Raw genomic sequence first — 26,873 nt, 5'->3', positions numbered from 1 at the left:
AGGCCAGCGTTAAAGCGTTAAAATCAGGGTGATTATGTATCAATTAGTCGACATTCAAGCGCAGCATAATGCCGATATTAGCCGTGTGATCAAACAAGTGGGTGCAGAGTTCGGTGCCATAGGAGACGGCTTTGGCCCAGGCGACCCTGAAGTGGCGTGCATGAGTGAGCACTACTTACTAGAAAACCGTAGCCGATATATAGTGGCGCTTGTTAATGATCAGCCCGTTGGCGGAGCAGGCATAGCGCCTTTTCAGCCGGGTAGCGATACTTGTGAGCTTAAAAAGTTATTTTTACTGCCCCAGTACCGTGGCCTTGGCATAGGTGTGGCGCTCACGAAAGCCTGTTTAGCCTTTGCCCAGCAACAGGGTTATCAACACTGTTATTTAGACACTTTAGCTAATATGACAGCCGCAATACGTTTATATGAAAGCGTTGGTTTTACACATCTCACTCAACCCATCGCTGGCTCAATACATGGCGGCTGTGATGTATGGATGCTAAAAACGCTGTCTTAAAACTATGATTTTTGGTCGATTGAAATCGACCCTACAACACATCAGTGCAAAACCATACCTTACAGATAAAACGTTTTGACTTTTTGTATAGCGGTCAGCGTAAAGCGTATGGCGTCCCGCTGTCTGTTACATTGGATGCCTAAAATGTGGGGGCGAATTTATTCGACCTCTTTAGGTATTGTGATAGTTGTTGGTTGATTGACATCACCCCTTGCGCTTGTGCTCAAACAAAAAAGCCGCCATCAAAAGCGGGCGGCTTATTATTTGTAGCAATCAATTAAGAGGCTTGATTCTCGCGCTCAATCGCACGATAGGCAATATCGTGGCGATAGAACACGCCTTGCCAATTAATTTGCTTAGTGACGGCGTACGCATTGGCTTGCGCCTCTGTTACCGTGTTACCTAATGCAGTGGCGCACAGTACACGGCCACCAGATGTCACTAAGGTGCCATCTTTTATGGTGCTGCCCGCATGAAAGGTTTTGCTAATGTCAGTTTCTGCCGGAATATTGGTGATGGCATCAAACTTGCGATAACCGTCAGCTGGGTAGCCGCCGGCAGCCAACACCACACCCACAGCGGCGCGTGGGTCAAACTCGGCGGTCACTTTATCTAACTCGCCGTTACAACCCGCTAAACACAGCTCAACCAAGTCAGACTGCAAACGCAGCAAAATGGGCTGAGTTTCTGGGTCACCAAAGCGACAGTTAAACTCAATAACCTTTGGCTGTCCTGCCTTATCGATCATTAAGCCTGCATACAAAAAGCCCTTATAAACATGGCCTTCTGCTGCCATGCCGCGCACGGTAGGCATAATCACCTGCTCCATAATACGCTTATGGATATCAGGCGTAACCACAGGAGCTGGGCTATAAGCGCCCATGCCGCCAGTGTTAGGGCCGGTATCACCGTCACCCACCCGCTTGTGATCTTGACTGGTTGCCATCGGCAACACGTTTTCGCCATCTACCATCACAATAAAGGAGGCTTCTTCACCCTCTAAAAAGTCTTCAATAACCACGCGGCTACCCGCATCGCCAAAGGCATTACCCGACAACATATCGTGCACCGCACTTTCGGCCTCAGCCAAGGTCATGGCCACAATCACCCCTTTACCTGCGGCTAACCCATCGGCTTTAACCACAATAGGTGCGCCTTTTTTGCGCAAATAGGCAATCGCGGGCTCTACTTCGGTAAAGTTTTGATACTCAGCGCTGGGGATCTGTTGGCGAGCCAAAAAGTCTTTGCTAAACGCCTTAGAACCTTCCAATTGCGCCGCCGCCGCAGAGGGACCAAAAATGGCCAAACTCTCAGCTTCAAAGGCATCCACCACACCCGCCACCAATGGTGCTTCTGGGCCAACAATCGTTAAGCCAATTTGCTCTTGCTTGGCAAAGGCTAACAAGCCTTGAATATCGGTGGCAGCAATGTCCACATTGGTCAAGTTAGACTCAAGCTCGGTGCCCGCATTACCCGGTGCGACAAACACCTGACTAACACCCGCCGACTGCGCCGCTTTCCACGCTAATGCATGCTCACGGCCACCACCACCTATGATTAATACTTTCATCAATCTTGTTCCTCTAAATGTATAAAGCAACTGATATAAACTAGAAATTCCGCTTGCAGAGCAGGGCAGGGGCAATCACTAAGCCGACCATCACATGACAGGGATGTCATGTGCTGAGCGCCGCATGGATGCGGTTTAGCGTGTTGGCGTGTGATGCGCCTGTCCTGCTCGTGCTTTAGCTTCTAGCTTATAATTAGTGGCGAAAGTGACGCATGCCGGTAAATACCATGGTCATGCCATGCTCATCCGCCGCCTTAATCACTTCATCATCACGCATAGAGCCACCAGGCTGGATCACACAGCTAATGCCCGCTGCTGCCGCCGCATCAATCCCGTCACGAAACGGGAAAAATGCATCAGAAGCCATCACAGAACCTTCAACCTGCAAATTCTCATCGGCCGCCTTAATACCGGCAATTTTGGCTGAATAAACACGGCTCATTTGACCGGCGCCCACCCCAATGGTTTGCGCATCTTTTGCATACACAATGGCGTTAGACTTAACATACTTGGCCACTTTCCAGCAAAATAATAAGTCTTGTAGCTCAGCGTCAGTGGGCTGGCGTTTACTGACTACTTGCAAGTCATCTAACCCCACCATGCCCTGATCACGGTCTTGTACTAAAATGCCACCGTTAACCCGCTTAATATCACGGCCTTGAGTTTTGCTCGTCCATTGGCCCGAGACCAACAAGCGGAGATTTTTCTTCTCAGCCACCACGGCTTTCGCCGCCTCAGACACGCTAGGCGCTATGATCACTTCCACAAACTGGCGCTCAACAATGGCCTTGGCCGTCACTTCATCTAGCTCACGGTTAAAGGCAATAATGCCGCCAAAGGCGGAGGTAGGGTCGGTTTTAAATGCACGATCGTAAGCTTCAAGCAAATTCTCGCCCAATGCCACACCACAAGGGTTGGCATGCTTTACAATCACACAAGCGGGGCCATCAAACTCTTTAACACACTCTAATGCGGCATCAGTGTCATTGATGTTATTAAAAGATAATGCCTTGCCTTGCAGCTGAGTAGCCGTGGCTACAGAGGCTTCATCAATGTTGTTCTCTACATAAAAAGCGGCACTTTGGTGGCTGTTTTCGCCATAGCGTAAATCTTGCTTTTTAGTGAACTGATAATTAATGGTGCGCGGGAAAGCCGATTGTTCGTCGGCTGCATGATAAGCCGGCACCATGGTGCCAAAGTAGTTGGCAATCATGCCGTCGTACTGAGCTGTGTGTTCAAAAGCGGCAATGGCCAAACTAAAACGAGTGGCTTGAGTGAGGCTATTATGGCCGGCATCCATTTCGCTAAGTAGACGGTCGTAGTCGCTGGCATTCACCACAATGGCGACATCATTGTGGTTTTTAGCAGCGGCACGCACCATAGTTGGCCCGCCAATATCGATGTTTTCGATCGCATCTTCGAGGCTGCAATCGGCATTGGCAACGGTATTAGCAAAAGGGTATAGGTTAACCACTACCATATCGATGGGGGCGATGGCGTGCTCGGCCATAATGGCATCATCTGTACCGCGACGGCCCAAAATACCACCGTGTACTTTTGGGTGTAGGGTTTTAACGCGGCCATCCATCATCTCAGGAAAACCGGTATAATCAGACACTTCAGTGACAGGTAAGCCTTGTTCTGCTAACAGGCGGGCGGTGCCACCGGTAGATAGGAGTTCAACACCACGGTCGTGTAGACCTTGTGCGAAGTCAACAATACCGTCTTTGTTAGATACGCTCAGTAGCGCACGGCGAATGGGGCGAGCAATTTCCATGGTTTCTCGTTCCTATAACGATCTATTGGGGGGTTTGGTAAAATCGGCGCACATCTCGTCGATTTTACCAAACCGCCTAGCACATTAAGCCGCAAGGCTAATACGCCAGAAACGCAGGGGCATATTCTACTGTATTTTGCCACGGCTTGTGTGACTATTTATGTCTATGCCCTGAATTTTTAGGGGATAAGGGGAGGATTTTTATGCGCTTGCAGGGAGAATAATTGATGTTTCGAATTGGTGAGCTAGCAAAGCATTTTGGTGTAAAGGCCGATACGCTGCGCTTTTATGAAAAAGAGGGCTTATTATCACCCAGTTCCCGTACCGATGCCGGATATCGGGTCTACAGCGAGGAAGATAAACGCCGGTTACATTTTATTTTGCGCAGTAAGCGAGTGGGTTTTACCTTAAAAGAAATTGATGAGCTGTTATCATTGCGCGTGAGCAGTTGCGAGGTGACGTGCGCGCAAGTAAAAGCGGTAGCCGACACCAAAATACAAGATGTCACAGAGCGCATTGCCGAGTTAGAGCAGTTTCGAGATTCGTTGAAGCAGTTATCTGATGCCTGTTGCGGCGGGCTAGAAAGCGCGGAACATTGCTCCATCTTAGAAGCGCTAGATGGCAAAAGAATAACCGACGATAATAATGCCCGTTAATAGAGAGCAGGAAGCTAGAAGCTGTCAGCGATCAGCTAAACCACAACCCGAAGGGCTGCTGTTGGTCTTTAACTGACCGCTTAAGGCTGACGGCTTATAGCTGCCCGAAGGGCTGTTGTTGGTTCTTTAACTGATCGCTTAAGGCTTATCGCTTATCGCTGCCCAAAGGGCTGGAGTTCTATATGTATGCACGTTTTGGCTGGGGACTGAGTGTCGGCCAATGGTTTATTTTTTTATTAGCTAATGCCTTGGCGCTGCCCATTATTTTAGGACAGGCCTTTGGTTTAGAAGGGGCCGAGGTGGCGGGCTTAATGCAACGTACCTTGCTCTTAGTTGGCTTAAGTTCGCTGGTGCAAATTTGCATTGGGCATCGTTATCCGGTGGCAGATGGGCCGGCCGGCTCTTGGGCGATTGTCTTTATTGTGATGGCCTATATCGGGCGGGCGCAAGGCCACGAAGGCGGTGAAATATTGCGCTTACTGGCCGGCGGTGTGTTAGTGGCTGGGGGCATTATGTTAGTGCTGGGGCTGGCTAAACAAACCCACCGCTTGTTGTTTTTATTTACTCCCTTGGTGACTGGCTGTTTTATGTTATTGCTGGTGATCCAGCTGTCGGGGGTGTTTTTTCGTGGCATGGTCACGGATCCACAAACCGGCTTAATGACGATGCCGGTGGCCGCCATTGGGTTATTGGTCTTTATTGGCGTCTTGCTCTGCTCTTTTAGTCGCTATGCCATAGTGCGTACTTATGCGGTACTCATGGGCATAGTGGTTGGTTGGTGTGCTTTTGCGATATTTGATTTAAGTGGCGATGCGCTGCCTAACACGGCATCGGGCATAGCCCTACCTTCATTATTTGCCTTTGGCTTGCCTAAGTTAGATTTAGGCATGTTGGTGGTGGCGGTGCTGTTTTCACTGTTATTGGTGTCTAACCAAGTGGCGGCGATTACTGCTATTTCCTCTGTGGTAAAGGGCGAGCAGCCAAGCATGAAAGATGCCTTAAATGGCAGTAGTTTAGCCTCGGGCATTAGCCATGTGATGGCGGGGGGCTTATCCACCATAGCGGTCGTGCCATTGCCAATTACCGCAGGCTTTATTCAGCTTACCAATGATCAAAGGCGCGCGCCTTTTATGGTGGCTTGTATCTTGTTGGCCGGTGTGAGTTTGTTTCCTGCAGCTGTGGGCTTTTTATCTCTGCTGCCCGCCCCTGTGGCAAACGCTGCCTTGTTGGCGGCTTTTATTAAACTGGTGATGTTAGCATTTCAGCTATTAACAAAATATCCGCTTGATCAGCGTTCTGGTACTATATTAGGCGTAACTGTATTACTGGGTGTAGGCTGTATGTTTTTACCGCCAGAGCTGTATCGTGACTGGCCAGGGCTGGCGCAATATCTATTGGGTAATGGTTTATTAACCGGTACCTTAATTGTGTTAGTTATGGAGCAGGTGTGGCGTAAAGCATAACGCTAAGCGGCCAGTTACATCTGATATGTGCATGTGTGTTGAAAAATAAATTAGATAAGGAAACGAACCATGGTTGAATTTACACTACCCGATATGACCTGTGGTCATTGCGTGGGAGCCATTAATGAGGCATTAACCACACTTGATCCCAACTGTGAAATAGAATTTGATTTACTCAATCACCTTATTACCGTTAACAGCAGTGCTACAGAGCAGCAGTTGATTAGTACCTTAACTGATGCCGGTTATCCGCCAAAACAAAGCTAAAATAGCGGCAAAGCAAAAAACAGCGCCTTTTATAGCCCGGCGCTTTAGCTGTAAGTGGTCGGGTTATATGCTGGCGTGGTTTAAGCGAAGTAGCAGACCGCTTAAGCTCTCCGTAGGAGGTAGGTAGATGAACATAGGTGAGGCGGCAAAACGTAGTGGTTTATCGGCTAAAATGATCCGCCATTATGAGCAAATAAAACTGCTTAAACCGGCCAAGCGCAGTGCGGCAGGCTATCGGCAATATAATGAGCAAAATATTGCGGTGTTGACTTTTATTCGCCAAGCCCGCCTGCTGGGGTTTTCTATTGCTCAAATAGATGACCTATTGCGTTTATGGCAAGACCCAGCTCGGCCAAGTCGAGCGGTGAAAGAAGTAGCACAGCATCACTTGCAAGAAGTGGAGCATAAAATGCATGAACTGGCCGCCATGCAAAGCACGTTACAACAAATGATCTCCGCCTGTCCCGGCGACGATAACCCCCAATGCGCCATCCTCGAGCAACTCTCTAAAAAACCATAAAGGCGAGCTCTTAAAGACTTGTTTACCACGGAATACACGGAAACAATTAAGATGCGATTAAGATCGAAAAGTGATGGGATTCATATCTTATAAATCATACTCGCTGTCGATTTTTTACCGCCTTTATGTCTGTGTATTCTGTGGCAAATAGGTTTTAGTTTTGTCTACTGATAGCTTATCGCTGACGGCTGATCGCTGCTTTTGAAGCTTGACCTTCCCCCTATGGTAAGCCTTAAGCTGCATGTATCAATGCCATGCTTAGGAGTCGACTTATGAGCGTTACCCCCTCTACAGTTGCACCTCAATCTCAGTCTCAACAACAGCTACAACTGTCAATTAGTGGCATGAGCTGCGCCTCTTGTGTGCGCCGTGTTGAAAAAGCCTTGCTAAATGTGCCGGGCGTAGCCGAGGCCAAGGTTAACTTGGCCAATGAAAAAGCCGATATTGAGATGGCGGCAGACACTCAGGTTGATGCCTTAGTGCAGGCCATTAGCAAAATAGGCTTTAACGTGCGTGACGAAACCTTTGAGCTGAGCATTATTGGCATGAGCTGCGCGTCTTGTGTGGGGCGAGTTGAAAAAGCGCTGCAACAGTTATCTGGGGTTAGGGTGGCCAATGTGAACTTAGCTACCGAAAGCGCGCATATTGAGGCATTGGCTGGTCACTTAGAAGAAGCGCAGCTAGTGGCGACCATTAACAAGGCCGGTTATACCGCAGAGCCGCTATCTAGTCAGCGTGATGACGAACAAGCGCGTAAAGCCCAAGAGCAACACAGCTTGCAGCGGGCCTTTTGGTGGGCCTTTGCCTTTACCTTGCCGGTCTTTATTTTAGAAATGGGATCACACCTAATCCCCGGCATGGCCAACTGGGTTGAGGCAACGTTAGGGCAAACCCTTAACTGGAGCCTACAACTGGTATTAACCAGCTTGGTATTATTCGGCCCAGGTCTGCGCTTTTTACGCTCAGGCATTCCGGCTTTGCTGCGAGGCGGGCCCGATATGAACTCCTTGGTGGCCTTAGGTAGCTTGTCGGCGTGGAGCTTTTCTTTGGTGGTGTTATTAGCGGGAGACTTACTGCCCGCAGGCACGCAACATGTTTACTTTGAAGCGGCGGCGGTGATTGTCACTCTTATCTTACTGGGCCGAAACCTAGAAGCCAGAGCCAAAGGGCGCACGGGTGAAGCGATTCAAAAGCTGCTGAGTTTACAGGTGAATACCGCACGAGTACGTCGTAATGGCCAACTAGAAGAAGTCGCCCTCGATCAAGTGCGAGTGGGAGATTGTGTGTTAGTGCGCCCAGGCGAGCGCATTCCGGTTGATGGCAAAGTGCACTCGGGGCACTCTTATGTGGATGAGTCTATGTTAACCGGTGAGCCGGTGCCGGTAGAAAAACAACCTGGGGATGAGGTAGTAGGTGGCACCATTAATAAAAATGGCGCGCTGGAATGTGACACCACCCATATTGGTAACGACACCTTATTGGCACAAATTATTCGCATGGTTGAACAAGCCCAAGGGGCGAAATTACCTATTCAAGCCTTAGTGGATAAAGTGACCGGCGTATTTGTGCCCGTAGTGATGGCCATGGCGGTACTCACCTTTTTATGCTGGTTATGGCTGGGCCCAAGCCCAGCTTTAAGTTTTGCCCTTATTAATGCGGTCGCGGTACTGATTATTGCCTGCCCTTGTGCCATGGGCTTGGCCACGCCTACTTCTATTATGGTGGGCACCGGACGTGCGGCTGAGTTGGGCGTGTTATTTCGCAAAGGCCAAGCATTGCAAACCTTACGCAACACTAAGGTGGTGGCGTTAGATAAAACCGGCACCCTCACTAAAGGCCAGCCAGAGCTGACCGATTTAACCGTAACAGCAGGCTTTGATAAGTCTCAGGTATTGGCACAAGTGGCAGCAGTAGAGCAACACTCAGAGCATCCCATAGCCCAAGCCATAGTGGCTGAGGCCAAGGCGCAACAGCTAAATATCATTGGGCCTCAGGCTTTTAAGTCGTTATCTGGGCTAGGGGTATGTGCTGAAGTAGGCGGTCAAAAAGTCGAAGTGGGGGCCGATCGGTATCTGGTGAAACTAGGCTATGAGCTAAGCGCTTTGAGTCAGCAAGCCGAACAGCTTGCCCAACAAGGAAAAAGCCCCTTATATGCCGCCATTGATGGCAAGTTAGCCGCCATTATTGCCGTGGCCGACCCCATTAAAGAGGGCACACCAGAGGCGATCACGGCACTGCATCAGCTTGGGCTAAAGGTGGCCATGATAACCGGTGATAACAAGCACACGGCACAAGCCATAGCTAAACAATTAGGCATAGACGAGGTCGTGGCCGAGGTGATGCCTAATGGTAAAGTGGCGGCCTTAAAAAAGCTGCGTAAACAATATGGCGCAGTGGCCTTTGTTGGCGATGGTATTAATGATGCCCCTGCGTTAGCCGAGGCAAATGTGGGCTTGGCGATTGGTACAGGCACCGATATTGCTATTGAAGCGGCAGAGGTGGTGTTAATGAGTGGTGACTTACGCGCCGTGCCGAATGCCTTGGCCATTAGTCAGGCTACCTTGCGCAATATTCGACAAAATCTATTTTGGGCTTTTGCCTATAACGCCTGCCTTATTCCGGTGGCTGCCGGCATTTTATACCCAGCATTTGGCATCTTACTGTCTCCTATGCTGGCTGCCGGTGCCATGGCGTTATCGAGTGTGTTTGTAGTGACTAATGCCCTAAGGCTAAAGCGATTTAAAACTTAACTGACAGCACCCAGCATCAAACTCAACATTTTCAAGAGCTATTTTTGCCACGGAACCCACGGAAGGACACGGAAAAATTAAGCTAAAGTAAGACCGACGAAAGAGATAATTAATGGTAACAGCTCCCCCTCGTGTAGGAGCTGTATTTGCTCTTAACCATTAAGGCTTTTATCTTAGTTTAGTCAGATTTAATCACTATTTTTCTGCGGGTTCCGTGTTCTTCCGTGGCAAATAGGGTTTAGGTTTAGCCTTTTGGCGGAGCTTGGCGCTGTATTGTGACTACAACCAAAACCCCAGCAGCATAAATACCGGGATCAGCACTAACACTGGGCAGCGTAAGGTGCGCAGAGCCAGCAAGCCAATGGCGGCCGCCGCAAGTGCAGGCGCCCCAGTCACGCTGCTCACAAACACCGGTTGATAGAGTGCCGCTAATAATAAGCCCACCACAGCGGCGTTAATGCCACGCACCGCGCCTGCCAACATTGGCTTAGACGCCAGTGCATGCCAGCTATGCTGTAAAGCCAAGACCAATAAAAAACCGGGTAAAAAGATGCCAAAGGTGGCCGCCAATGCGCCCAACACGGGGGCGTTAGGGTGAAGTTCGGCTCCTAAAAAACTGGCCATGCTAAACATGGGGCCGGGCATAGCTTGCGCGACACCGTAACCGGTTAAAAAGGTATCTTGTGACAGCGTCTCGGGCAGGGTGTTTTCCAGTAACGGCAGCACCACATGACCGCCACCAAAAACTAAGCTGCCTGCTTGATAAAAGTCGGCAAAAATAGCAGCAGTATCGGTGAGGCTTAACAAGGGCATAAGTAACAATAACCCTAAAAACAGAGCCAAAAAGGGCCAGCTAATGCCTAAGGTATGTGAGCGCTCACTGGGCTCTTCTTTTAGTAAGAATGAGCCTGCTAATGCTGCGACCAATAACACGGCAAATTGGCTAATAAAGCTTGGCAACAGCCAGAATAGGGCGGCACTGAGTATGGCAATAATAAGCGTACTTTGTTGGCGGCAAAATTGCTTAGACATCGACAATACAGCATCGGCGACAACCACCAACGCAAAGAGCTTAAGCCCAGTCACTATCGCTAAGGCGGCGGGCTGGTTAGCCCAAGCACTGCCTGCTAAGGCCAACCCTAGCATTAATAAAAAAGAGGGTAGGGTAAAGCCAACAAAAGCGGCAATGGCACCAAACAAGCCCGCACGTTGGTACCCCAAGGCAAAGCCTAGCTGGCTTGATGCAGGTCCGGGTAAAAACTGACATAAGGCGAGAGTGGAAGCGAAACGGTCTTGCGGCATCCAACCAAGCTTTTGCACAAAGTGGCGCTGAAAATAGCCAATATGTGCTGCCGGCCCGCCAAAGCTTATCCAACCTAATTTAAAAAACTGCCAAAACACCTCAAGCATGATAGTGACCTTTCGTGATTATATTCATCATAATGGAATGTATTTTACATTGTTTCATTCAGAGTAAAGCAATAATGAGTCAAGCGTATTTCTTTATGCCGTGTGTAAAGCTGGTGTGAGAGTCACGACAATATCAGGCATAAAAATGCTGGCAAGGGTCGCAAGTGAACCTAATTAAGGCTAGGCTATCATTGGTAACTCACCTAAAGGAGAATAACATCATGTTAAACAAGATAATGGCCGTGTTAATGGTGGTTGGTTTAGTTGGTGGTTTAAGCGCATGTAATACTTTTGCTGGCGCCGGTGAAGATATTCAGCGTGGTGGAGAAGCCATAGAGGGCGCGGCAAGGGATGTGCAAAACTAACGATTAGTGACACTTTTAGTAAGCAACACGCAAAAAAATACCGAGCTTAATGCTCGGTATTTTTTTGCGTGACATATAGCAGAAGCGTTTTAGTTTTCACGCTTCACTTTTTAAGCAAAGCGCTGTTCGAGATAGGCGATAATGTCATTGGACTCATACATCCAACGGGTTTCACCATTTTCTGTAATCTGTAGGCAAGGTGACTTTACACGACCGCCGCCTGCTGCTAACTCATCCCGATAAGGTGAGCCTGGGTTTACATTGCGTTTTTCTATAGGGAGGTTTAGCTTGTGCATATTACGGCGCACTTTAATGCAAAATGGGCAGCGTGGCAGTTGGTATAAGGCTAACTCTTTGCACTGCTCTTCAACCTCAAGCTGTGCTTCGGGTGTGCGCTTCATTTTAGTGGGGCGCGTTATTAAATCACCCAGCTGCCAAATGCCCCCAACCCCATTACGTAACACTTTAACTAGCATAACGACCCCTTACTTGATTGATAATTTCATCGATATTAATTGAGCAGCCTGATATGGCTGCTCAATATTTAATAACGAGTCTATCTCAAACAAGAAGCCGTGTTTAGCATCACTTACCTAAATTAGACACCAGCTCCATAATTCGCTTAGCTCTAGATATAATAGGTAAATCAACCATATTACCTCCTACCGCCACCACAGCGCCTTTTTCACGGGCTTCGGCCTCAATAATATGCTTGGCCCAAGAAATTTGAGCACTGGTGGGGGTTAAGGCTTTTTGGGCCGGTTTAACTTGGGCGGGGTGAATTAATAAAAAGCCACTAAAGCCTAAGCGCATGCCTTGACGGGCATAGTCAGTGAGTCCTTTGGCGTCATAAAGTGCGGTAAAAATACCATCAATGGGAGCGGCTAAACCATGCACTCGTGAACAAACCACCAGCTGACTGCGTGCATATAAAAATGCCGACTCATCTAAGGGTTCGCCTGCTGGTTGTGGGTAGTCCATGCCTAAATCGAGGGCTAAGTCGAGCTTGCCAAATAAAAAGCGGGCGACGCCAGAGACTGCGGCAATATCATTAAGACGATGTAAGGCGAGGGCCGATTCAATAAACGGCAATAAAGGCTTTTCGCAAGCGCGGGCCAGCTCAGCTAAGGCATCAGCATCCTCAACTTTAGGTACCACCACACCAGCCACTGCCTTAGAACGACACAGCTGTATATCTTGTTTAAACCAAGGGCTATCAATGGGGTTAATGCGGATTAATACTGAGTGGTTAGGTTGGGTGTCAAGCCAAGTGCTAAGTGCCTTACCCGCCGCTTCTTTTTCTGCGGCGGGCACTGCGTCTTCTAGGTCGATAATAATGGCATCGGCTCCACTGGCCAATGCCTTGTCAAAGCGCTCTGGTCGTGTGGCCGGAACGAATAGCAGTGTTTGTAGCGCATTAATGTCCATAGAAAACCCCTGTTGATGTGAGCGATGTGCTTAACATCGTGTGATGGAGTCTTCTGTTTAAACCAGTGCGCCAATACTGTAAACCGTCAGTATCTCATAGTGAGATCTATGTAGAATTACAGCGTCTCGTGAGGGCCAAATACTTCGTAGTGTAAGCGTTCTTCATTAATGCCCCAACCAGCTAGCACTTCTTTTACCATTGCCATAAAAGGCAAAGGACCACAGAAGTAATAATGGGCGTGAGGCATGATGATACTGTCTTTTAATGGGTTTAAATCCATGATGCCAGTAGCATTATAATGCGCTTGCTCTTGAGCGTTCGCCTCGGGCTCGCGATACCACACATGCGTAGTTAAATTATGGTTGGCTTGGCGCAGCGCTTGAATGCTGTCTTTAAACGCGTGTTGTTGACCATTTTCACAGGCATGCAACCAATGAATATCCGCTTTATGCTGATGTTGAATAAGCTTGTCAAGCATAGCGCGCATCGGCGTTTGACCCACACCGCCAGAAATTAACACCACAGGAGTGTCAGTGCTTACTTCCATAAAGAAGTCACCCGATGGCGGCAGTACTTGCAGCGTATCGCCAATGTGCACTTCATCATGCATAAAATTAGAGGCCACACCGTTAGGCTCACGCTTTACGGCAATGCGATAGTTTTTACCGTTTGCCGCTTGGCATAATGAATATTGACGATATTCATTATTAGCCAGCTTAGGGCTAACTAGATGCAAGTTAAGATATTGACCGGGTAAAAAGTCGAGCACAGCATCCCCGTCTTCTGGCGTTAACAAGAAGCTAGTGATCAGGGCACTTTCTTCGCGCTTTTCGCTCACCACAAAGTTGCGGTAACCACGCCAGCCGCCGGTTTGTTGTTCTTTTTCTTGATATAGCTGTTCTTCGCGGCCAATAAAAATGCCGGCCAAGGCGCCGTAGGCTTGGCCCCAAGCGTCAATCACTTCGGGGGTGGCGGCGTCGGGGGCCAACTCCTTAATGGTTTCTAATAGGTGATGACCCACAATATCGTATTGCTCTGGCTTAATAGAGAAACCAGTATGTTTTTGGGCAATGCGCTCAACGGCGTGGCTTAACACGGCAGGGTTATCAATATTTTTGGCATAGGCGAGTACCGCAGTAAACAAGGCAGCGGGTTGGCGACCTGAAGCTTGATTGCTTAGGTTAAACACGTCTTTAAGCTCGGGGTTATCACGAAACATCCGTTTATAGAAGTGCTCGGTCAGTGCGGTATTGGCTGATTCAAGCAAAGGGACGGTACTTTTTACAATTTCTCGGGTGCGACTATCCAACATGATTAACTGCCTTAATGTGTATTTGTAATGCAACTTAGTGGGTATGTTATAGTGTCACTTGATTTGCATCAATATAAATTTATATTTTTTGTGTTTAACCCTCCGAGCAGCGGTACGCACAGGCGCAATTCAGGTACGACAAGAGCCAACTTTGGCGTATAGCGCTTAGCGTAAGGCGCTGAGCTTAGATACAGGACGATGAAATGACCAATAACTCTCGACTACAGCAAGTATGGGCTTTAATTGATGCTGAAAATAAGCAAGATCCCAACCAAGAGCAAGTAGATGGACAAGTCTGGCCCAAAGAGTATTTATACAGTGTGCGTATGAGTGCGAAACAGGCTGAGTTTGCGCCTAATGCCAGCGAACTGCTGCAAATCGCCTGTCGTGCACAGCATATTAAGCGCTGGCATATTCCCCGTGCAGACTACCCAATGGACAGAGCCGGCTATAAACGCTGGCGCACCGACCTAGGTGCTTTTCATGGTGACTTTACCGCAGAGCTAATGGCCAAGGTGGGCTATAGCGACACTGAGCAAGCGCAAATTAAAGACTTGCTATTAAAAAAGCAGCTTAAGCGTGACTCAGAGGTGCAAACCTTAGAAGATATTATTTGCTTGGTCTTTATGGAATTTTATTTAGCAGATTTTGCCCAGCGTCATAGCGAAGCAAAGCTTATCAGCATTATTCAAAAAACCTGGGGCAAAATGTCGGCTGAAGGCCAAGCCGCAGCTTTGCAGTTGCAGCTAAATAAAGAAATCAGCGAGCTGGTCGGTAAGGCTTTGCAGTAGTAAAACTATCAGCGGTCAGCTCTAAGCTGTCAGCCGTCAGAAAACATATGGCAAAGCAAAAAAGATGCTAAAACAAGTTCAGTAAGGCGATAAAGGAGTAACCTTAAACCTAAAAAATAACACCAAAATACTTTTGCAACGGAATCCACTGAATCCACGGAAAAATAGATATAAGACTTGTAAAGGGTGATGGGTGAGGAGGACGAGATAAAGCAAACTGATTAAAGCGAGATTAGGGAGCAGCTGTTGTTTTGAGTATCGTCCCCCTCACCCCTCATCGGTTTATCTCAGCCAGTCCGCTTTACTGTTACTGGTAGAAGCCGCTTTAGCTGGCTGGTGGCGCGAAGCGGCACTTGGGTAGACCTTATCAATAGTGAGCATTTTCAGATCTGATCCCTATTTTTCCGTGTTTTCTGCGGGTTCCATTGCCAATCATCTTTAGCTTTGGTGTTTAGCTGGGCGCTATATTAATTCATCCCAAAAAATGGCGGCTGAGGGCCGCGGCAATCACGCCGGCGGCAATGGCAGGTAGTTGTTTTTTTAACACCAACATAGTGAGCGCTGTGGTCAGCAAGGCGGCGCGCGCACCTATATCGCCGTTCACCGCCATGGGGGTCAAAATGGCCACTAATACCGAACCCGACATGGCGGTAATAAACTGGTGTACCCGTTGGCTAATGGGAATAAACGACATCACAAATACGCCGCCTAAACGGGTGGCGAGTGTGACCAATGCCATCACTAAAATAATCAGTAAGGTGCCATTGCCTGCTGTTTCAAGGGTCATGATTTAGCCACCTCAGCTTTTTCCATCCACAATGCCCCCAGCACGCCACCGGATAAAGCGCCAACCACCACATGGCTATTAGTAGGTAACCACCAATACGCCAACATAGATGAACAGGCTGCTACACACCAAATAATCAGGGTGCGGCTATTTTTACGCCCACCTAAGGTCATGGCTAATAAAAAGCAACCCAGCACCATATCTAACCCCACACTCACAGGGTCTTGAATCGCACTACCAAAATAAAGGCCAATAGAGGTGCCTATCATCCAACACGACCAAATTGCTAAACCGCCGCCAAATAAAATACCCAGCGCCCGCTCGCCACGATGAAAGCGTTGCATGGCCATGGCCCAGTTAGCATCAGAAGCCAAAAGCATAATGCCATAGCGTTTAGTGGGGGTGAGATAACGTAACCAAGGGTATAAAGTTGCCCCCATTAATAAATGGCGCGCATTAATAGCGAAGGTGGTAATAATTAATGGCACCAGCGGGATTTGTGTGCCCCACATATCAAGGACGGCAAATTGTGAGGTGCCGGCAAATACAGTTGCACTCATCAACATAATGGTGCCATTGGTTAAGCCTTGTTGTGATGCGGCTAAGCCAAATGCGAGGCCAAAGGCACCGACAAAAATAGACAGTGGTAATAGCTGTTTAAAACCATGCCAAGTATCGGCGGCCTCAAGTTTGGCCTGTGCTGCATAAGTGTCCATAGCGATAATGAGGGCTCATACGTTAAAGGACCAATAAGCTTATCATTATGCGCGCTAAGGGGCGAGCTTAGCGGTGAAAGACAGTGCTGAGTGAGAATAGATAATAACACACCGCTGACGAGGGCGGTGTGTTAGAGGGTAAGCAATAATTGTTTATCGGCAACGTTTAATTAAAAACGATAAGTTGCACCGACTGAAAAGCCATCAATGGTCACATCATGCTTATCGTAGTAATTCATATATTCAATATTTAGATCAACATTGGGGTTGATACGAATATCGGTACCAAAGCCAAATGAAATATCGTTACCAGAATCGCTGTAGCCGTTAGATGATAATTTAACGTCGGTAAAACCCACTGTGGCATACGGGAAAAACACATCAGCAACAGGAATGCCGCCACGTACATAAGCACCGACAAGGTGTTTTAATTTAACTTTATTACCATAAATAGTGTCATCGTCTATACCGGTACCCAAACGCACTTCGCCAGAAAAGTTTTCAGAAAACTCGGTACCTAAACGACCATACAAGGCAACCAAATCGGCATCGCCTGCTTCAACGGCGGCAATGTTGCCCCCAACATAGTTTGCGGCCATGGCCTGACTGCCACAAGTGAGTGCTGCTAAAGCGACAGAAACAGTAGTAATTTTTTTAAACATAGTGCCTACTCTTTTTTGTTGAGATTGTATGTTTTGTTGTTATTTTTAAGACGCTGGGTCTGTTTATTGTTCGACTCTGATGCAATATCACCAAAGTGTGAAACAAGCATAACCTAGCGCCGAGTCAGTCCTTGTCGTTGTGAAGTTTTATTTGTAAAGCAGGTCTGTGTCGTGCGGAGAATAAGCGCTTAGTATTATTTTTTACGAGGATAAAAAAACACCGCCGGTGAGGGCGGTGTTTTAAGGTATATATTAAACCTACTGGCTTAAACGCAGACTTTTTACTAATCAGCTTAAGTCATTGCTTACTTAGTTACGCGCTTATATTTAATACGCTTAGGCTGTATTGATTCTGCACCGTAGGTTTTCTTTTTCCAGTCTTCGTATTCGCTAAAGTTACCTTCAAAGAACTCTACTTTGCCTTCATCTTGATAATCTAAGATATGAGTGGCAATACGGTCTAAGAACCAACGGTCGTGGGAAATGACCATGGCACAACCAGGGAACTCTAAAATGGCGTTCTCAAGGGCGCGTAGCGTTTCAATATCCAGGTCGTTGGTGGGCTCATCCAGTAATAGCACGTTGCCGCCGGTTTGCAGTAGCTTTGCCATATGCAAACGGCCACGTTCACCACCGGATAACTCACCGACGCGTTTTTGCTGATCATTGCCTCTAAAGTTAAAGCGGCCTAAGTAGGCACGGCTGTTCACTTCAAGGTTACCAATGCGCAGAATATCTTGGCCGTTGGCCACTTCTTCCCACACGGTTTTCTTATCGTCCATGTCGTCACGAAACTGATCAACCGAGGCCAATTGCACAGACTCACCCAAGGTGATGGTGCCAGAGTCGGCTTGTTCAGTGCCGGTTAACATACGGAACAGCGTTGATTTACCCGCGCCGTTGGGGCCGATAATACCCACGATGGCGCCCTTAGGAATACTAAAGGATAAATCGTCAATTAATACGCGATCGCCATAAGACTTGGTCAGATTTTCAACGTCGATTACCTGATCGCCCAAGCGGGGACCTGGCGGAATAAACAGTTCGTTGGTTTCGTTACGCTTTTGAAAATCTTGGTTTTGTAGCTCTTCAAAGCGGGCCATACGAGACTTAGATTTAGCTTGGCGACCTTTGGGGTTTTGACGCACCCACTCCAATTCTTTTTGAATGGATTTTTGGCGAGCCGCTTCAGAAGATTGCTCTTGAGATAAGCGCTCGTCTTTTTGCTCTAACCAAGACGAGTAGTTACCTTCCCACGGAATACCTTCACCACGGTCTAGCTCCAAGATCCAACCGGCTACGTTATCTAAGAAATAACGGTCGTGGGTAATGGCCACGACTGTGCCTTCGTAGTCGTGTAAGAAACGCTCTAACCAAGCAACAGATTCGGCATCCAAGTGGTTAGTGGGCTCATCAAGTAACAGCATGTCGGGCTTTTCTAGCAACAGCTGACACATGGCCACACGGCGGCGCTCACCACCAGATAGTTTATCTATGGTGGCATCCCAAGCGGGTAAGCGCAGCGCATCGGCGGCACGCTCGAGCTGGTTGTCTAGGTTATGGCCGTCGTGGGCTTGAATAATGGCTTCTAGCTCGCCTTGGCGTGTAGCTAGCTTGTCAAAATCGGCATCGGGGTCGGCATAAGCGGTATACACCTCGTCCAGCTCTTTAAGCGCGCCGGCTACTTCTGATACGGCTTCTTCAATGGCTTCGCGTACTGTTTGCTCAGGCTTTAACTTTGGCTCTTGGGGTAAGTAGCCAATGTTTATACCAGGTTGTGGGCGTGCTTCACCTTCAATTTCGGTATCTATGCCCGCCATAATGCGCAGCAAGGTCGATTTACCAGCACCATTTAAACCCAATACGCCAATTTTGGCACCGGGGAAAAATGATAAAGAAATATTCTTCAGAATATGACGCTTGGGCGGAACCACTTTGCCCACGCGGTTCATACTATAAACAAATTGAGCCATAGCTATAATTGTCCTGATCTTACAAAAAATAATAAGTAATAAAGGTGGCAACTCAGGGAGGTGAACCCCATCGCGCACCCAAAAGCATTGGCGTATATGGTACTGACCTGAGCGCGGAAAGCCAGCGTTGAGAGAATTTGAGTACCAAGCGCCCTGTGCCACCTGTGCGCTGCAGCGCTGGTGTTTTTGTCTAGCTAGGCGCTATTTTAAACCAGCACTTGATGGCCGTGGGGGCTTTGCATTAATTGTGCACGGTAGCCAAAGTATTGCTCCACATTTATAGGCGTTAGTACTTGCTCTGGGCTGCCAAGGCTGACGATGTGTCCTTTGTCTAGCAATACCAGTTGATCGGCATAGCGTGCAGCTAGGTTAAGATCATGCACAATGATTAGCACGGCGCAGCCCTGAGCGGCGAGTTGTTGCGCCTCACCAAGTAATTGGTGTTGCTGGCCTAAATCTAATGCGGAGGTGGGCTCGTCGAGCAGTAATATACGGGGTCTGGGCTCACCGGCTAACTGCGCCAAAATACGGGCAAAATGCACCCGCTGTTTTTCACCCCCAGATAAACGAGGATAAGGCGCGTCACGCAAATGCCAGACCTTAGCTTGCTCCATGGCCTGCTGAATAATGGGCAGATTGTCTCGCTCACAACTTTGGTGAGGAATACGCCCAAGGCTGACGACTTCACGAGCTAAAAAGGGAAACTGCAACGCCGATTGTTGCGGTAACACGGCTAACTGCCGTGCCAGTGCTTGGCGTGACCATTGTTCACGAGGCCGCCCAAATACCTTAAGTGTACCACTGGGGTTATGCTCACCGGCAATGCACTTAAACAAGGTACTTTTACCTGCGCCATTGGCACCAATAAGGGCAGTCACCTGACCGGCAACTAACTGTAAATTTATGTCACTGAGCAAGCTGTTACGGTTAATGGTCAGTGACAGTTGCTGTATATCTAGTAAAGGAGTGGGGGTCTTCATTATGCCAGCCCTATGCCGCGTTTTTGTTTTAACAACAGCCACAAAAAGAAGGGGGCTCCTAATAAGGCGGTAACAATACCCACCGGCATTTCTGCAGGGGCAGCCACAGTGCGCGCCATCATATCGGCCAGTAATAATAACCAAGCGCCTAATAACGCAGAGAGCGGTAACAAACGGCGATGATCGGGGCCTGCCACAAGGCGCACCAAGTGTGGCACCACTAAGCCGACAAAACCAATAATGCCCACCGCGGCCACACTGATCCCCACCGCCAAGGCCGATAACAACACCATTTTACGCTTAAGCAATTGCACATCTATACCCAAATGGCTGGCTTCGGCTTCGCCTAGCGCTAAGGCATTTAAACTGTGGGCATGGCCGCGTAATACCCAAGTTAACATGAGCGCGGTGGCACAGACTAAGGCCAGGTAAAAAGGCTCGCTTTTGGCCATAGAGCCCATTTGCCACAAGGTGAGATCTCTTAGGGTTTGGTCGTCGGCTAAGTAGTTTAACAAGCCTAAAATGCCGCCACTTAAGGCGCCGATGGCAACCCCTGCTAATAATAAAATACTCACAGACGTGCCCTGAGGAGTGCGCGCAAGTTGATACACCACCAAGGTGGTGATCAAGCCCCCAAAAAACGCCATAAGAGAGGTTAAGCTGGCACCAAGCCAAGCGGGTAATAACACCGCAAACGGGGCCAGTAACACCATAGATAACGCGGCCCCTAATGCGGCACCGCTAGAGACCCCAATAATGCCAGGATCTGCCAGAGGGTTACGAAACAGTCCCTGCATGACAGCGCCACATAAAGCCAAAGTGGCTCCCACGCCTAAACAGAGTAGGGTACGGGGCAGGCGAATATGCAGCAAAACGAGGTTTTCGGTGCTACTAAATTGTGCTGGGGTCAATAACTTAAATAAGTCTAATGACATAGGGCCTGTGGCTAAGGAGCCAAGGCCGGTGACAATGAGTAACCCCAGCAAGATAGGGTAGAGGGCGGTGCGCTTATTCATTAGTGGCTTAACCAGTTTTGATGCAAGCGTTCGGCTTCACTTAGGGTGCTTAAACCAAAGCCACCAATTAAGGCTTTACCATTAATGGGCACAATGGCGTTATGATCGGCGGCGGGCGTTTGGCGCAACAACGGAAACTGCTTAAACAGGGCGTTATCGTCTAAGGTATCGGTTAAATGGCGACGACTCACTAAAATCACTTCTGGTGCCATGGCCACTATGGTTTCCATGGCCACCGGCTTATAACCCTCTACTTGTTCGATAGCAGGGTTAGTGCCGCCAGCTGTGGCTATCATGGCATCGGCTAGGGTGTTACGTCCGGCAATTTGTACGGTAGCGCCATCACCAATCAACAGAAAAATAGTGCGCTTAGGCTGCTCAATTTTGGTGTTAAGCGCCTGGGCTCGGGTGTTAATTTGTTGGTGTAATTGCGCGGCTTGCTTGGTGCGATCAAGTAACTCACCTAAGTGCGTAATATTAGTTTGTAGCTCTGCAATCGACATGGCCTCGGGCAGGGATGCTACCTGTATGCCTGCTTGGCGTATCAGCTTAAGTGTGGTGGGCGGGCCCATTTCATCACTGCCAATCACTAAGGTGGGTTGAGTTGATAAGATACCCTCGGCGCTTAGCTGGCGATGATAGCCTAAACGTGGCAATTCACTGTCTTGTGGCAGTGCACTTGTGCTGTCTACTGCCACTAAATGTTGCCCGGCATCTAGGGCAAAGACTAGTTCGGTAACACTGCTACCGGCACTCAACAGTCGAGAGGCGTCGGCGTGCACAGTGCCGGTGGCTAATAAGACCAGTGGCAAAAGTAAGCGTGCGATCATTGTGAGTCCTCCATCAGTATTTGGGTGGCGGCAATTTGATGCTCTTGCAAAAAGGCCAGCAGCTTTAACATGCTATCAACGGTGACGTCTTTATCAGACGCCAACACCAGATCCGTGTCTTTTAATTGGCTGATTTGCGACTCTAAAATAACTTTAAATTGATCCCAGTTGTCATATTGTTCACCGTCCAGTGCCCAAGCGGGGGTGTCGGCCAGCATATTAATGGTCATGGATTCACTATCTTGTACGCTGGTGAGTGCTTGGCTGTCGGTGTCAGGTAAATCGACTTCTAAGGATTGCAACGGAATATTGGCCGTTAGCAGCAAAAACACCAATACAATAAAGATAATATCCAGCAGTGGCGTAATATCGGGGGTTAAGGAACGCCATCCGCCGTTGGAGCTATCGGGGCGGCCTATCATGACGGACAGCCTCCTAGTGCCACGCCATCTAGGTGTAAGTTGCACTGGTTGAGTTCATGGGTAAGCTTGTCGAGCAGTCGATCGGCCCATAAGCCAAATAGCTGGGCACCGGCAATGGCGGGCAAGGCAATCATTAAGCCGGCAGCTGTGGTGCTCATGGCAAGCCCTAAACCATCGGCAAGCAGAGCAGGAGTGACAGGGTTGCCGCTTTCGCCAATGCTGGCAAACATACTAATTAGCCCTAATACCGTACCCAGTAGCCCAAGCAGTGGGCTAATAACCCCCACTAAGGTGAGCACGCGTAACCCTGAATGCAGCTTACGTCTTTGCTGTTGTAGCCAAATGCCGGCTAAGTCTTCACGGGTGGCTTTGTCACAGTCTTTATGCTGCACCAATAAACGACAGCCTTGTAAAATTAAAGAATTAGGGTTTTCTAGTTCGACCGATGAAAATTTATTGCCAGCTAGGCGCAGCTGCTTTTTTTCTTGTTCGCCTCGTGAACTCACCCATAGCAAGGTTAAGCCTCGCTCAAGCCACAGCGCTAAGGTAAGCACAGAGCAGAGGATCAGTGGCCAGCTCATTAGGCCTAATTGCTGATGTAATTGATGTAGTAGAGTCATGATTTAATCCAATTTAAAACGAATGGGAATATGAACACGGTGAGCAATACCTTGCCCATTTTCTATATAAGGAGAAAAACGGTATTTAGCCACGCCTTTTAAGGCGGTTGAATCTAGCGCTTTCACACCAGAAGACTGCACAATAACGCGCTTGGTTTGCTCGCCGCGCTTATCTAACCACACTTCAATAACGACAGTCCCTTCTTGACCCCGGCGACGAGCTCGAGACGGATAAGAAATAGGAGCGGGACGACTACGAAAGCTAGGTCTTTCAATGCGCTTGGGGGCACTATTTTTTGCTTTAGCAGCTGGCTTTTCAGCCATCTTTTTAATTGGCTCAGGCTTAGGCTGCGCTTTGGGCGTTGGCGCGGGTGTGGGTTTTGCAGCCGGTTTAGGCTTAGGTTTTGCTACCGGTTTGGGAGTTGGCTTTGGCTTGGGCTCAGGTTTAGGTACCGGCTTAGGTTTGGGCACAGGCTTAGGTTCTGGCTTGGGCTCAGGTTTTGGCTCAGGTTTGGGCTCCACCACAGGCTCGGGCTCAGCACTGGGCTGAGTCACTGTGGGGATCATTTGCACGCTGATGGGGCCAGGCTCGGCTGGCGGGGCGGCAATGGTTAGCGCCTGATTGTCCATGGCATGTGCCAATAGGCCGTGCAATAGCAAAGAGGCCATTGCAAAAACGGCGTAGCGTTTAAAGCTCACTAGAAAACCTCAAGTTATAAATGAGAGTTATTTCGATTTCGTGATGCTATAGAATACGTATTTTTAGCGCAATGTCTATCGCTATCGATATCGGTGTTACTAATGATAATGAGTTGCATTAGATGTTATATTGTATTAGCCTGCTGCCACGTATAAAGTCCACTCGCTCGCTGCAATTGAAGAGATAAGTATGGGGGAGTGGTGAACAGCTGTGCTCTCTTAAAGTGAGAAGGCAGGCTTATTTATTACAATGCAACATGATGCAATATACCATTAAGCGTATAACAACGTTTTTCATTAGAGGATTGAATTAGCATGCCTGAGCTAACTCGCCAAGTGCTTGAATTATTAGAAAATGAGCCTAAGTTGCGCCCAGCCGCCATGGCAAAACAACTCAATGTGTCAGAGTGGGAGCTAGTCAGCCGCCTTCCTCGTGATCTTATTGTTCCTCTTGCGGGTCATCATGCCCAGGCTATTTTAGAGCAAGTTGCCACTTGGGGGCGAGTGACCACCATCATTGAAGTGGCGGGATCTATTTTTGAAGTAAAAGCGCCTGTGCCCAGTGGGCGTCTTGGGTATGGCTTTTATAACCTTCAAGCTAAATTTGGTGAGCTAGATGGTCATCTTAAGTTAGACGCAGTGGCACATATTTCACTGCAAAGTAAGCCACACCGAGGCAATGAAGCCTATGCGATCGTGTTTTACGATGGGCAAGGCAACACTATTTTTAAGATTTATTTAGGTCGAGACGAGCAGGGCGTATTGTTTCCTGAGCAAGTAGCACAATTTAAGGCGTTAAAGGAGTTAGCCAATGTTTAATAAACAAGAGCGTTTACAAGGACGATTAGAGCCAGAAATTCGTGAGTTTCGTGATGCCAGCCAAACCTTGGTATTAGCGACCGTTGATAACGAAGGCACACCTAATGTGAGTTATGCGCCTTTTGCTTTGTTAGAAGATGGTTATTACATTTTGATCAGTGAAATGGCGCGCCATACTAAAAATTTGCTCACCAATCCTAAAATTTCGTTAATGATGGTGGCGGACGAGCAAGATAGCCGCACCTTATTTGCACGCAAGCGCTTAACCTTTGATGCGCGACCTGAACGCGTGACCCGTAATAGCCCAGAGTGGCAAGCCGGTATTGATGCACTGCGCGCCCGATTTGATGACACCATAGATGGCTTAAGTAAACTGGAAGATTTTCATTTATTTCGCTTAGTGCCGCTAAAAGGCTTATTTGTAAAAGGTTTTGGTCAGGCGTTTGCGGTCAGTGGTGATGATTTGGTTGATGTATTGCACTTAACTGACGGTCATAGACCGGTTGCCAGCGCAAGCTAAACGATATATTCACTGGAATTAAAGCCCGTTAATTGAACGATTAACGGGCTTTTTTTGTTTGGCCTTTTCTAGGTCTATCACACTGTATCAAGAGAGATTATGATAGATGCTAAAATATGTATTTAATTGGCATTGTGATCAAGTAATCAATAAGGATAGGTGACCTATGGCTGCTATTTGTGTTGGCGATATAATGACGCGTAAGTTACTGACGCTCGATCAGTCTGCAACGTTAAAAGATGCGCATGACATGATGCGTGAAAAAAGTATTCGGCATATTCCCGTGGTCGATGCCTTAAGTGGCAAGCTAATGGGGGTATTAACGCAAAAACGCATGATTGCCACCATTATGGGACTGTTATCTGATTATGGTGTGAGTGCGCTAGAGCGGCGTGAGCGCCAGTGTCGTGTGGTAGAGATTATTGACGCTGATTTTGAATCTGTTGATGTTAACGCGCCCTTAACCGAGGTGGTTGAGTTTTTTCTAAATAATAAACACGGTTGTTTAACCATAGTGGATGACAATCAATGTTTGATTGGTATTGTCACCTCCTCTGACTTTGTGCGTTTGTGTGCTGAGTTATTAAATCATCGCTAACTTGGTGAGGGGCAAGAAGCCCAGTTTTACCGGAGCAATGGTATCTTGCGCCTTATGAATGGGCTGTAAAACGGGGTTATTATGTAACTTATGGCGTACAGCATAAGGCGTACCGCTGTGTTTTAAGGATGAGATATGCGCTCTGCTGTTCAGTTTTCACATCTGTCGGCCGGTTTTATTGCGGTATTAGTGGGCTATACCAGCTCGGCGGCGATTATTTTTCAGGCCGCTGCGGCGGCTGGCGCCAGTCAGGCACAAATTAGCTCTTGGATGTGGGCGCTAGGGCTAGGGATGGGCGCCACCTGCATTGGTTTTTCGCTGCGTTATCGCGAACCTATACTGACCGCTTGGTCTACCCCAGGGGCGGCGTTATTGGTGACGGCGCTGGCCGGTGTGCCCATGAGTGAGGCAATTGGGGTCTTTATTTTTAGCTCAGCCCTTATTTTTCTCTGTGGCATTACTGGTTGGTTTGACCATATTATGCAGCGAGTACCCCCAGGGCTGGCGGCGGCCATGCTGGGAGGCGTTTTACTCACCTTTGGCCTCGACTTATTCAGCTCGGCCGAGACCCAGCCTTGGTTAGTTGCAGCCATGCTTGCCACCTATTTTGCCTTACGCCACCGTTTGCCGCGTTATGTGATCCCGCTCAGTTTATGTGTTGGGCTGGCGGTGGCAGCAGTAACGGGGCTTTTGCAGTTTGAACAATTTAGCTGGCAGTTAGCCAAGCCGGTATTGATGACGCCGAGTTTTTCTCTCGCTAGTTTAATTGGCATTGGCATTCCTTTATTCGTGGTCACCATGGCCTCGCAAAATGTGCCCGGCATTGCCGTATTGCGCGCGCATGGCTATCACACCCAAGGCTCGCCTTTAATTAGCTGGACGGGCATTACCGGTTTGTTACTGGCCCCTTTTGGTGGCTTTGCCTTTAACCTTGCCGCTATTAGTGCCGCCGTATGCATGGGTAAAGAGGTGGATGCCGACCCTAAACAGCGTTATAAAGCAGGCGTTTGGGCGGGTATTTTTTATTTATTAATGGGCTTGTTTGGCGCTACTGTGGTGAGCTTATTTGCCGCCTTGCCCAACGAGTTGATTATGGCCATTGCCGGACTTGCCTTATTGGGCACCATTGGTAGCAGCTTAACGGTGGCATTGGCTGATGAAAAAGAGCGAGATGCGGCTTTATTAACTTTTATGATCACCGCCTCCGGCGTTGCTTTGTTCGGGATCGGCAGTGCCTTTTGGGGATTATTGGTAGGCGGAATTGTGCATGGGTTAAATGTAAAGCGTAGCGCTAAACTGTAAGTCGTACCGCTGCTCTTAAGCTGTCATTGCGAGCGTAGCGCGGTAATCCATTCTTCAGATCTGTGCAAGTCCCAACCTAGGCTTATCTTAAATACTTTAATA

28 protein-coding genes are annotated in these 26,873 nt (G+C 48.4%); 12 read left to right on the top strand and 16 right to left on the bottom strand.

Annotated elements, in window-relative coordinates:
• Nucleotides 1–34: 34 nt before the first annotated feature.
• Nucleotides 35–517, top strand: a complete 483-nt coding sequence (locus J3U76_RS04705; protein ID WP_208004688.1) for a GNAT family N-acetyltransferase — start codon at nt 35–37, stop codon at nt 515–517.
• A 277-nt stretch (nt 518–794) separates the two neighbouring features.
• Here the strand turns inward: J3U76_RS04705 and purD are convergent, their stop codons facing one another.
• Nucleotides 795–2,087, bottom strand: coding sequence for a phosphoribosylamine--glycine ligase (purD, locus tag J3U76_RS04700; RefSeq protein ID WP_208004687.1), 1,293 nt, complete (start codon nt 2,085–2,087; stop codon nt 795–797).
• 193 nt (nt 2,088–2,280) lie between these two features.
• The gene (purH, locus tag J3U76_RS04695) at nt 2,281–3,864 is read right to left on the bottom strand and encodes a bifunctional phosphoribosylaminoimidazolecarboxamide formyltransferase/IMP cyclohydrolase (RefSeq protein WP_208004686.1); all 1,584 of its coding nucleotides are present in this window, start codon (nt 3,862–3,864) and stop codon (nt 2,281–2,283) included.
• Nucleotides 3,865–4,091: 227 nt separating this feature from the next.
• Between purH and zntR the strand changes: the two genes are divergently transcribed.
• The 5 genes from zntR to J3U76_RS04670 all read left to right on the top strand — a co-directional run bounded on the left by zntR (nt 4,092) and on the right by J3U76_RS04670 (nt 9,520).
• Entirely contained in the window at nt 4,092–4,520 is a 429-nt protein-coding gene (gene zntR, locus J3U76_RS04690) for a Zn(2+)-responsive transcriptional regulator (protein ID WP_208004756.1), read from the top strand.
• A 182-nt stretch (nt 4,521–4,702) separates the two neighbouring features.
• Complete coding sequence (locus J3U76_RS04685; RefSeq protein ID WP_208004685.1) at nt 4,703–5,983, top strand: purine/pyrimidine permease; 1,281 nt, start codon at nt 4,703–4,705, stop codon at nt 5,981–5,983.
• Nucleotides 5,984–6,052: 69 nt separating this feature from the next.
• On the top strand, nt 6,053–6,250 hold the full coding sequence (locus J3U76_RS04680; protein ID WP_208004684.1) for a heavy-metal-associated domain-containing protein: 198 nt from the start codon (nt 6,053–6,055) through the stop codon (nt 6,248–6,250).
• Between the two features lie 127 nt (nt 6,251–6,377).
• The gene (gene cueR / locus J3U76_RS04675; RefSeq protein ID WP_208004683.1) at nt 6,378–6,770 is read left to right on the top strand and encodes a Cu(I)-responsive transcriptional regulator; all 393 of its coding nucleotides are present in this window, start codon (nt 6,378–6,380) and stop codon (nt 6,768–6,770) included.
• Nucleotides 6,771–7,042: 272 nt separating this feature from the next.
• Nucleotides 7,043–9,520 (top strand): heavy metal translocating P-type ATPase, encoded by a 2,478-nt coding sequence (locus J3U76_RS04670; protein ID WP_208004682.1) that lies wholly within the window; start codon nt 7,043–7,045, stop codon nt 9,518–9,520.
• Nucleotides 9,521–9,799: 279 nt separating this feature from the next.
• Here J3U76_RS04670 and chrA read toward each other — a convergent pair whose 3' ends face one another.
• A complete protein-coding gene (chrA, locus tag J3U76_RS04665; protein WP_208004681.1) occupies nt 9,800–10,930 on the bottom strand; it encodes a chromate efflux transporter in 1,131 nt (376 codons plus the stop codon).
• A gap of 221 nt (nt 10,931–11,151) precedes the next feature.
• On the opposite strand from chrA, the gene J3U76_RS04660 reads away from it, so the two are divergent.
• A complete protein-coding gene (locus tag J3U76_RS04660; RefSeq protein ID WP_208004680.1) occupies nt 11,152–11,295 on the top strand; it encodes an entericidin A/B family lipoprotein in 144 nt (47 codons plus the stop codon).
• A gap of 110 nt (nt 11,296–11,405) precedes the next feature.
• On the opposite strand, the gene J3U76_RS04655 is transcribed toward J3U76_RS04660, so the two are convergent.
• The 3 genes from J3U76_RS04655 to hmpA all read right to left on the bottom strand — a co-directional run bounded on the left by J3U76_RS04655 (nt 11,406) and on the right by hmpA (nt 14,036).
• Nucleotides 11,406–11,771: a glutathione S-transferase N-terminal domain-containing protein gene (locus tag J3U76_RS04655; protein WP_208004679.1), complete on the bottom strand. Its 366-nt coding sequence runs from the start codon at nt 11,769–11,771 to the stop codon at nt 11,406–11,408.
• A 109-nt stretch (nt 11,772–11,880) separates the two neighbouring features.
• Nucleotides 11,881–12,723 carry an HpcH/HpaI aldolase/citrate lyase family protein gene (locus tag J3U76_RS04650; protein ID WP_208004678.1) on the bottom strand — a complete coding sequence of 281 codons (843 nt, stop codon included), beginning with the start codon at nt 12,721–12,723 and terminating at the stop codon, nt 11,881–11,883.
• Nucleotides 12,724–12,839: 116 nt separating this feature from the next.
• Nucleotides 12,840–14,036, bottom strand: a complete 1,197-nt coding sequence (gene hmpA / locus J3U76_RS04645; RefSeq protein ID WP_208004677.1) for an NO-inducible flavohemoprotein — start codon at nt 14,034–14,036, stop codon at nt 12,840–12,842.
• 203 nt (nt 14,037–14,239) lie between these two features.
• Between hmpA and J3U76_RS04640 the strand changes: the two genes are divergently transcribed.
• Entirely contained in the window at nt 14,240–14,827 is a 588-nt protein-coding gene (locus tag J3U76_RS04640; protein ID WP_208004676.1) for a DUF4202 domain-containing protein, read from the top strand.
• Nucleotides 14,828–15,299: 472 nt separating this feature from the next.
• Here the strand turns inward: J3U76_RS04640 and J3U76_RS04635 are convergent, their stop codons facing one another.
• From J3U76_RS04635 to J3U76_RS14665, 10 genes are all read right to left on the bottom strand, one after another.
• The gene (locus J3U76_RS04635; protein WP_208004675.1) at nt 15,300–15,614 is read right to left on the bottom strand and encodes an AzlD family protein; all 315 of its coding nucleotides are present in this window, start codon (nt 15,612–15,614) and stop codon (nt 15,300–15,302) included.
• Nucleotides 15,611–16,330 (bottom strand): AzlC family ABC transporter permease, encoded by a 720-nt coding sequence (locus tag J3U76_RS04630; protein WP_208004674.1) that lies wholly within the window; start codon nt 16,328–16,330, stop codon nt 15,611–15,613. The genes J3U76_RS04635 and J3U76_RS04630 overlap by 4 nt, the downstream gene beginning before the upstream one ends.
• A gap of 170 nt (nt 16,331–16,500) precedes the next feature.
• Nucleotides 16,501–16,992: a porin family protein gene (locus tag J3U76_RS04625; RefSeq protein WP_208004673.1), complete on the bottom strand. Its 492-nt coding sequence runs from the start codon at nt 16,990–16,992 to the stop codon at nt 16,501–16,503.
• Nucleotides 16,993–17,297: 305 nt separating this feature from the next.
• Nucleotides 17,298–18,965: an energy-dependent translational throttle protein EttA gene (ettA, locus tag J3U76_RS04620; RefSeq protein WP_208004672.1), complete on the bottom strand. Its 1,668-nt coding sequence runs from the start codon at nt 18,963–18,965 to the stop codon at nt 17,298–17,300.
• A 206-nt stretch (nt 18,966–19,171) separates the two neighbouring features.
• Nucleotides 19,172–19,945: a heme ABC transporter ATP-binding protein gene (locus tag J3U76_RS04615; protein WP_208004671.1), complete on the bottom strand. Its 774-nt coding sequence runs from the start codon at nt 19,943–19,945 to the stop codon at nt 19,172–19,174.
• Nucleotides 19,945–20,961 carry a FecCD family ABC transporter permease gene (locus tag J3U76_RS04610; protein WP_208004670.1) on the bottom strand — a complete coding sequence of 339 codons (1,017 nt, stop codon included), beginning with the start codon at nt 20,959–20,961 and terminating at the stop codon, nt 19,945–19,947. Before J3U76_RS04610 ends, J3U76_RS04615 begins: the two co-directional genes overlap by 1 nt.
• Complete coding sequence (locus J3U76_RS04605) at nt 20,961–21,791, bottom strand: heme/hemin ABC transporter substrate-binding protein (RefSeq protein ID WP_208004669.1); 831 nt, start codon at nt 21,789–21,791, stop codon at nt 20,961–20,963. Before J3U76_RS04605 ends, J3U76_RS04610 begins: the two co-directional genes overlap by 1 nt.
• Entirely contained in the window at nt 21,788–22,213 is a 426-nt protein-coding gene (locus J3U76_RS04600) for an ExbD/TolR family protein (RefSeq protein ID WP_208004668.1), read from the bottom strand. Before J3U76_RS04600 ends, J3U76_RS04605 begins: the two co-directional genes overlap by 4 nt.
• The gene (locus J3U76_RS04595; protein WP_208004667.1) at nt 22,210–22,833 is read right to left on the bottom strand and encodes a MotA/TolQ/ExbB proton channel family protein; all 624 of its coding nucleotides are present in this window, start codon (nt 22,831–22,833) and stop codon (nt 22,210–22,212) included. Before J3U76_RS04595 ends, J3U76_RS04600 begins: the two co-directional genes overlap by 4 nt.
• Before the next feature lie 3 nt (nt 22,834–22,836).
• On the bottom strand, nt 22,837–23,532 hold the full coding sequence (locus tag J3U76_RS14665) for a TonB family protein (protein ID WP_208004666.1): 696 nt from the start codon (nt 23,530–23,532) through the stop codon (nt 22,837–22,839).
• A gap of 315 nt (nt 23,533–23,847) precedes the next feature.
• Between J3U76_RS14665 and hutX the strand changes: the two genes are divergently transcribed.
• The 4 genes from hutX to J3U76_RS04570 all read left to right on the top strand — a co-directional run bounded on the left by hutX (nt 23,848) and on the right by J3U76_RS04570 (nt 26,771).
• The gene (gene hutX / locus J3U76_RS04585; RefSeq protein WP_208004665.1) at nt 23,848–24,351 is read left to right on the top strand and encodes a heme utilization cystosolic carrier protein HutX; all 504 of its coding nucleotides are present in this window, start codon (nt 23,848–23,850) and stop codon (nt 24,349–24,351) included.
• The gene (hutZ, locus tag J3U76_RS04580) at nt 24,344–24,871 is read left to right on the top strand and encodes a heme utilization protein HutZ (protein WP_208004664.1); all 528 of its coding nucleotides are present in this window, start codon (nt 24,344–24,346) and stop codon (nt 24,869–24,871) included. Before hutX ends, hutZ begins: the two co-directional genes overlap by 8 nt.
• A gap of 166 nt (nt 24,872–25,037) precedes the next feature.
• Entirely contained in the window at nt 25,038–25,469 is a 432-nt protein-coding gene (locus tag J3U76_RS04575) for a CBS domain-containing protein (protein ID WP_208004663.1), read from the top strand.
• A 135-nt stretch (nt 25,470–25,604) separates the two neighbouring features.
• Nucleotides 25,605–26,771, top strand: coding sequence for a benzoate/H(+) symporter BenE family transporter (locus J3U76_RS04570; protein ID WP_208004662.1), 1,167 nt, complete (start codon nt 25,605–25,607; stop codon nt 26,769–26,771).
• Nucleotides 26,772–26,873 lie beyond the last annotated feature (102 nt).

It is taken from the genome of Oceanisphaera pacifica (assembly GCF_017498065.1).
GTDB classification, from domain to species: Bacteria; Pseudomonadota; Gammaproteobacteria; order Enterobacterales; family Aeromonadaceae; genus Oceanimonas; species Oceanimonas pacifica.
This window is presented reverse-complemented; position numbering and strand designations above follow the sequence as displayed.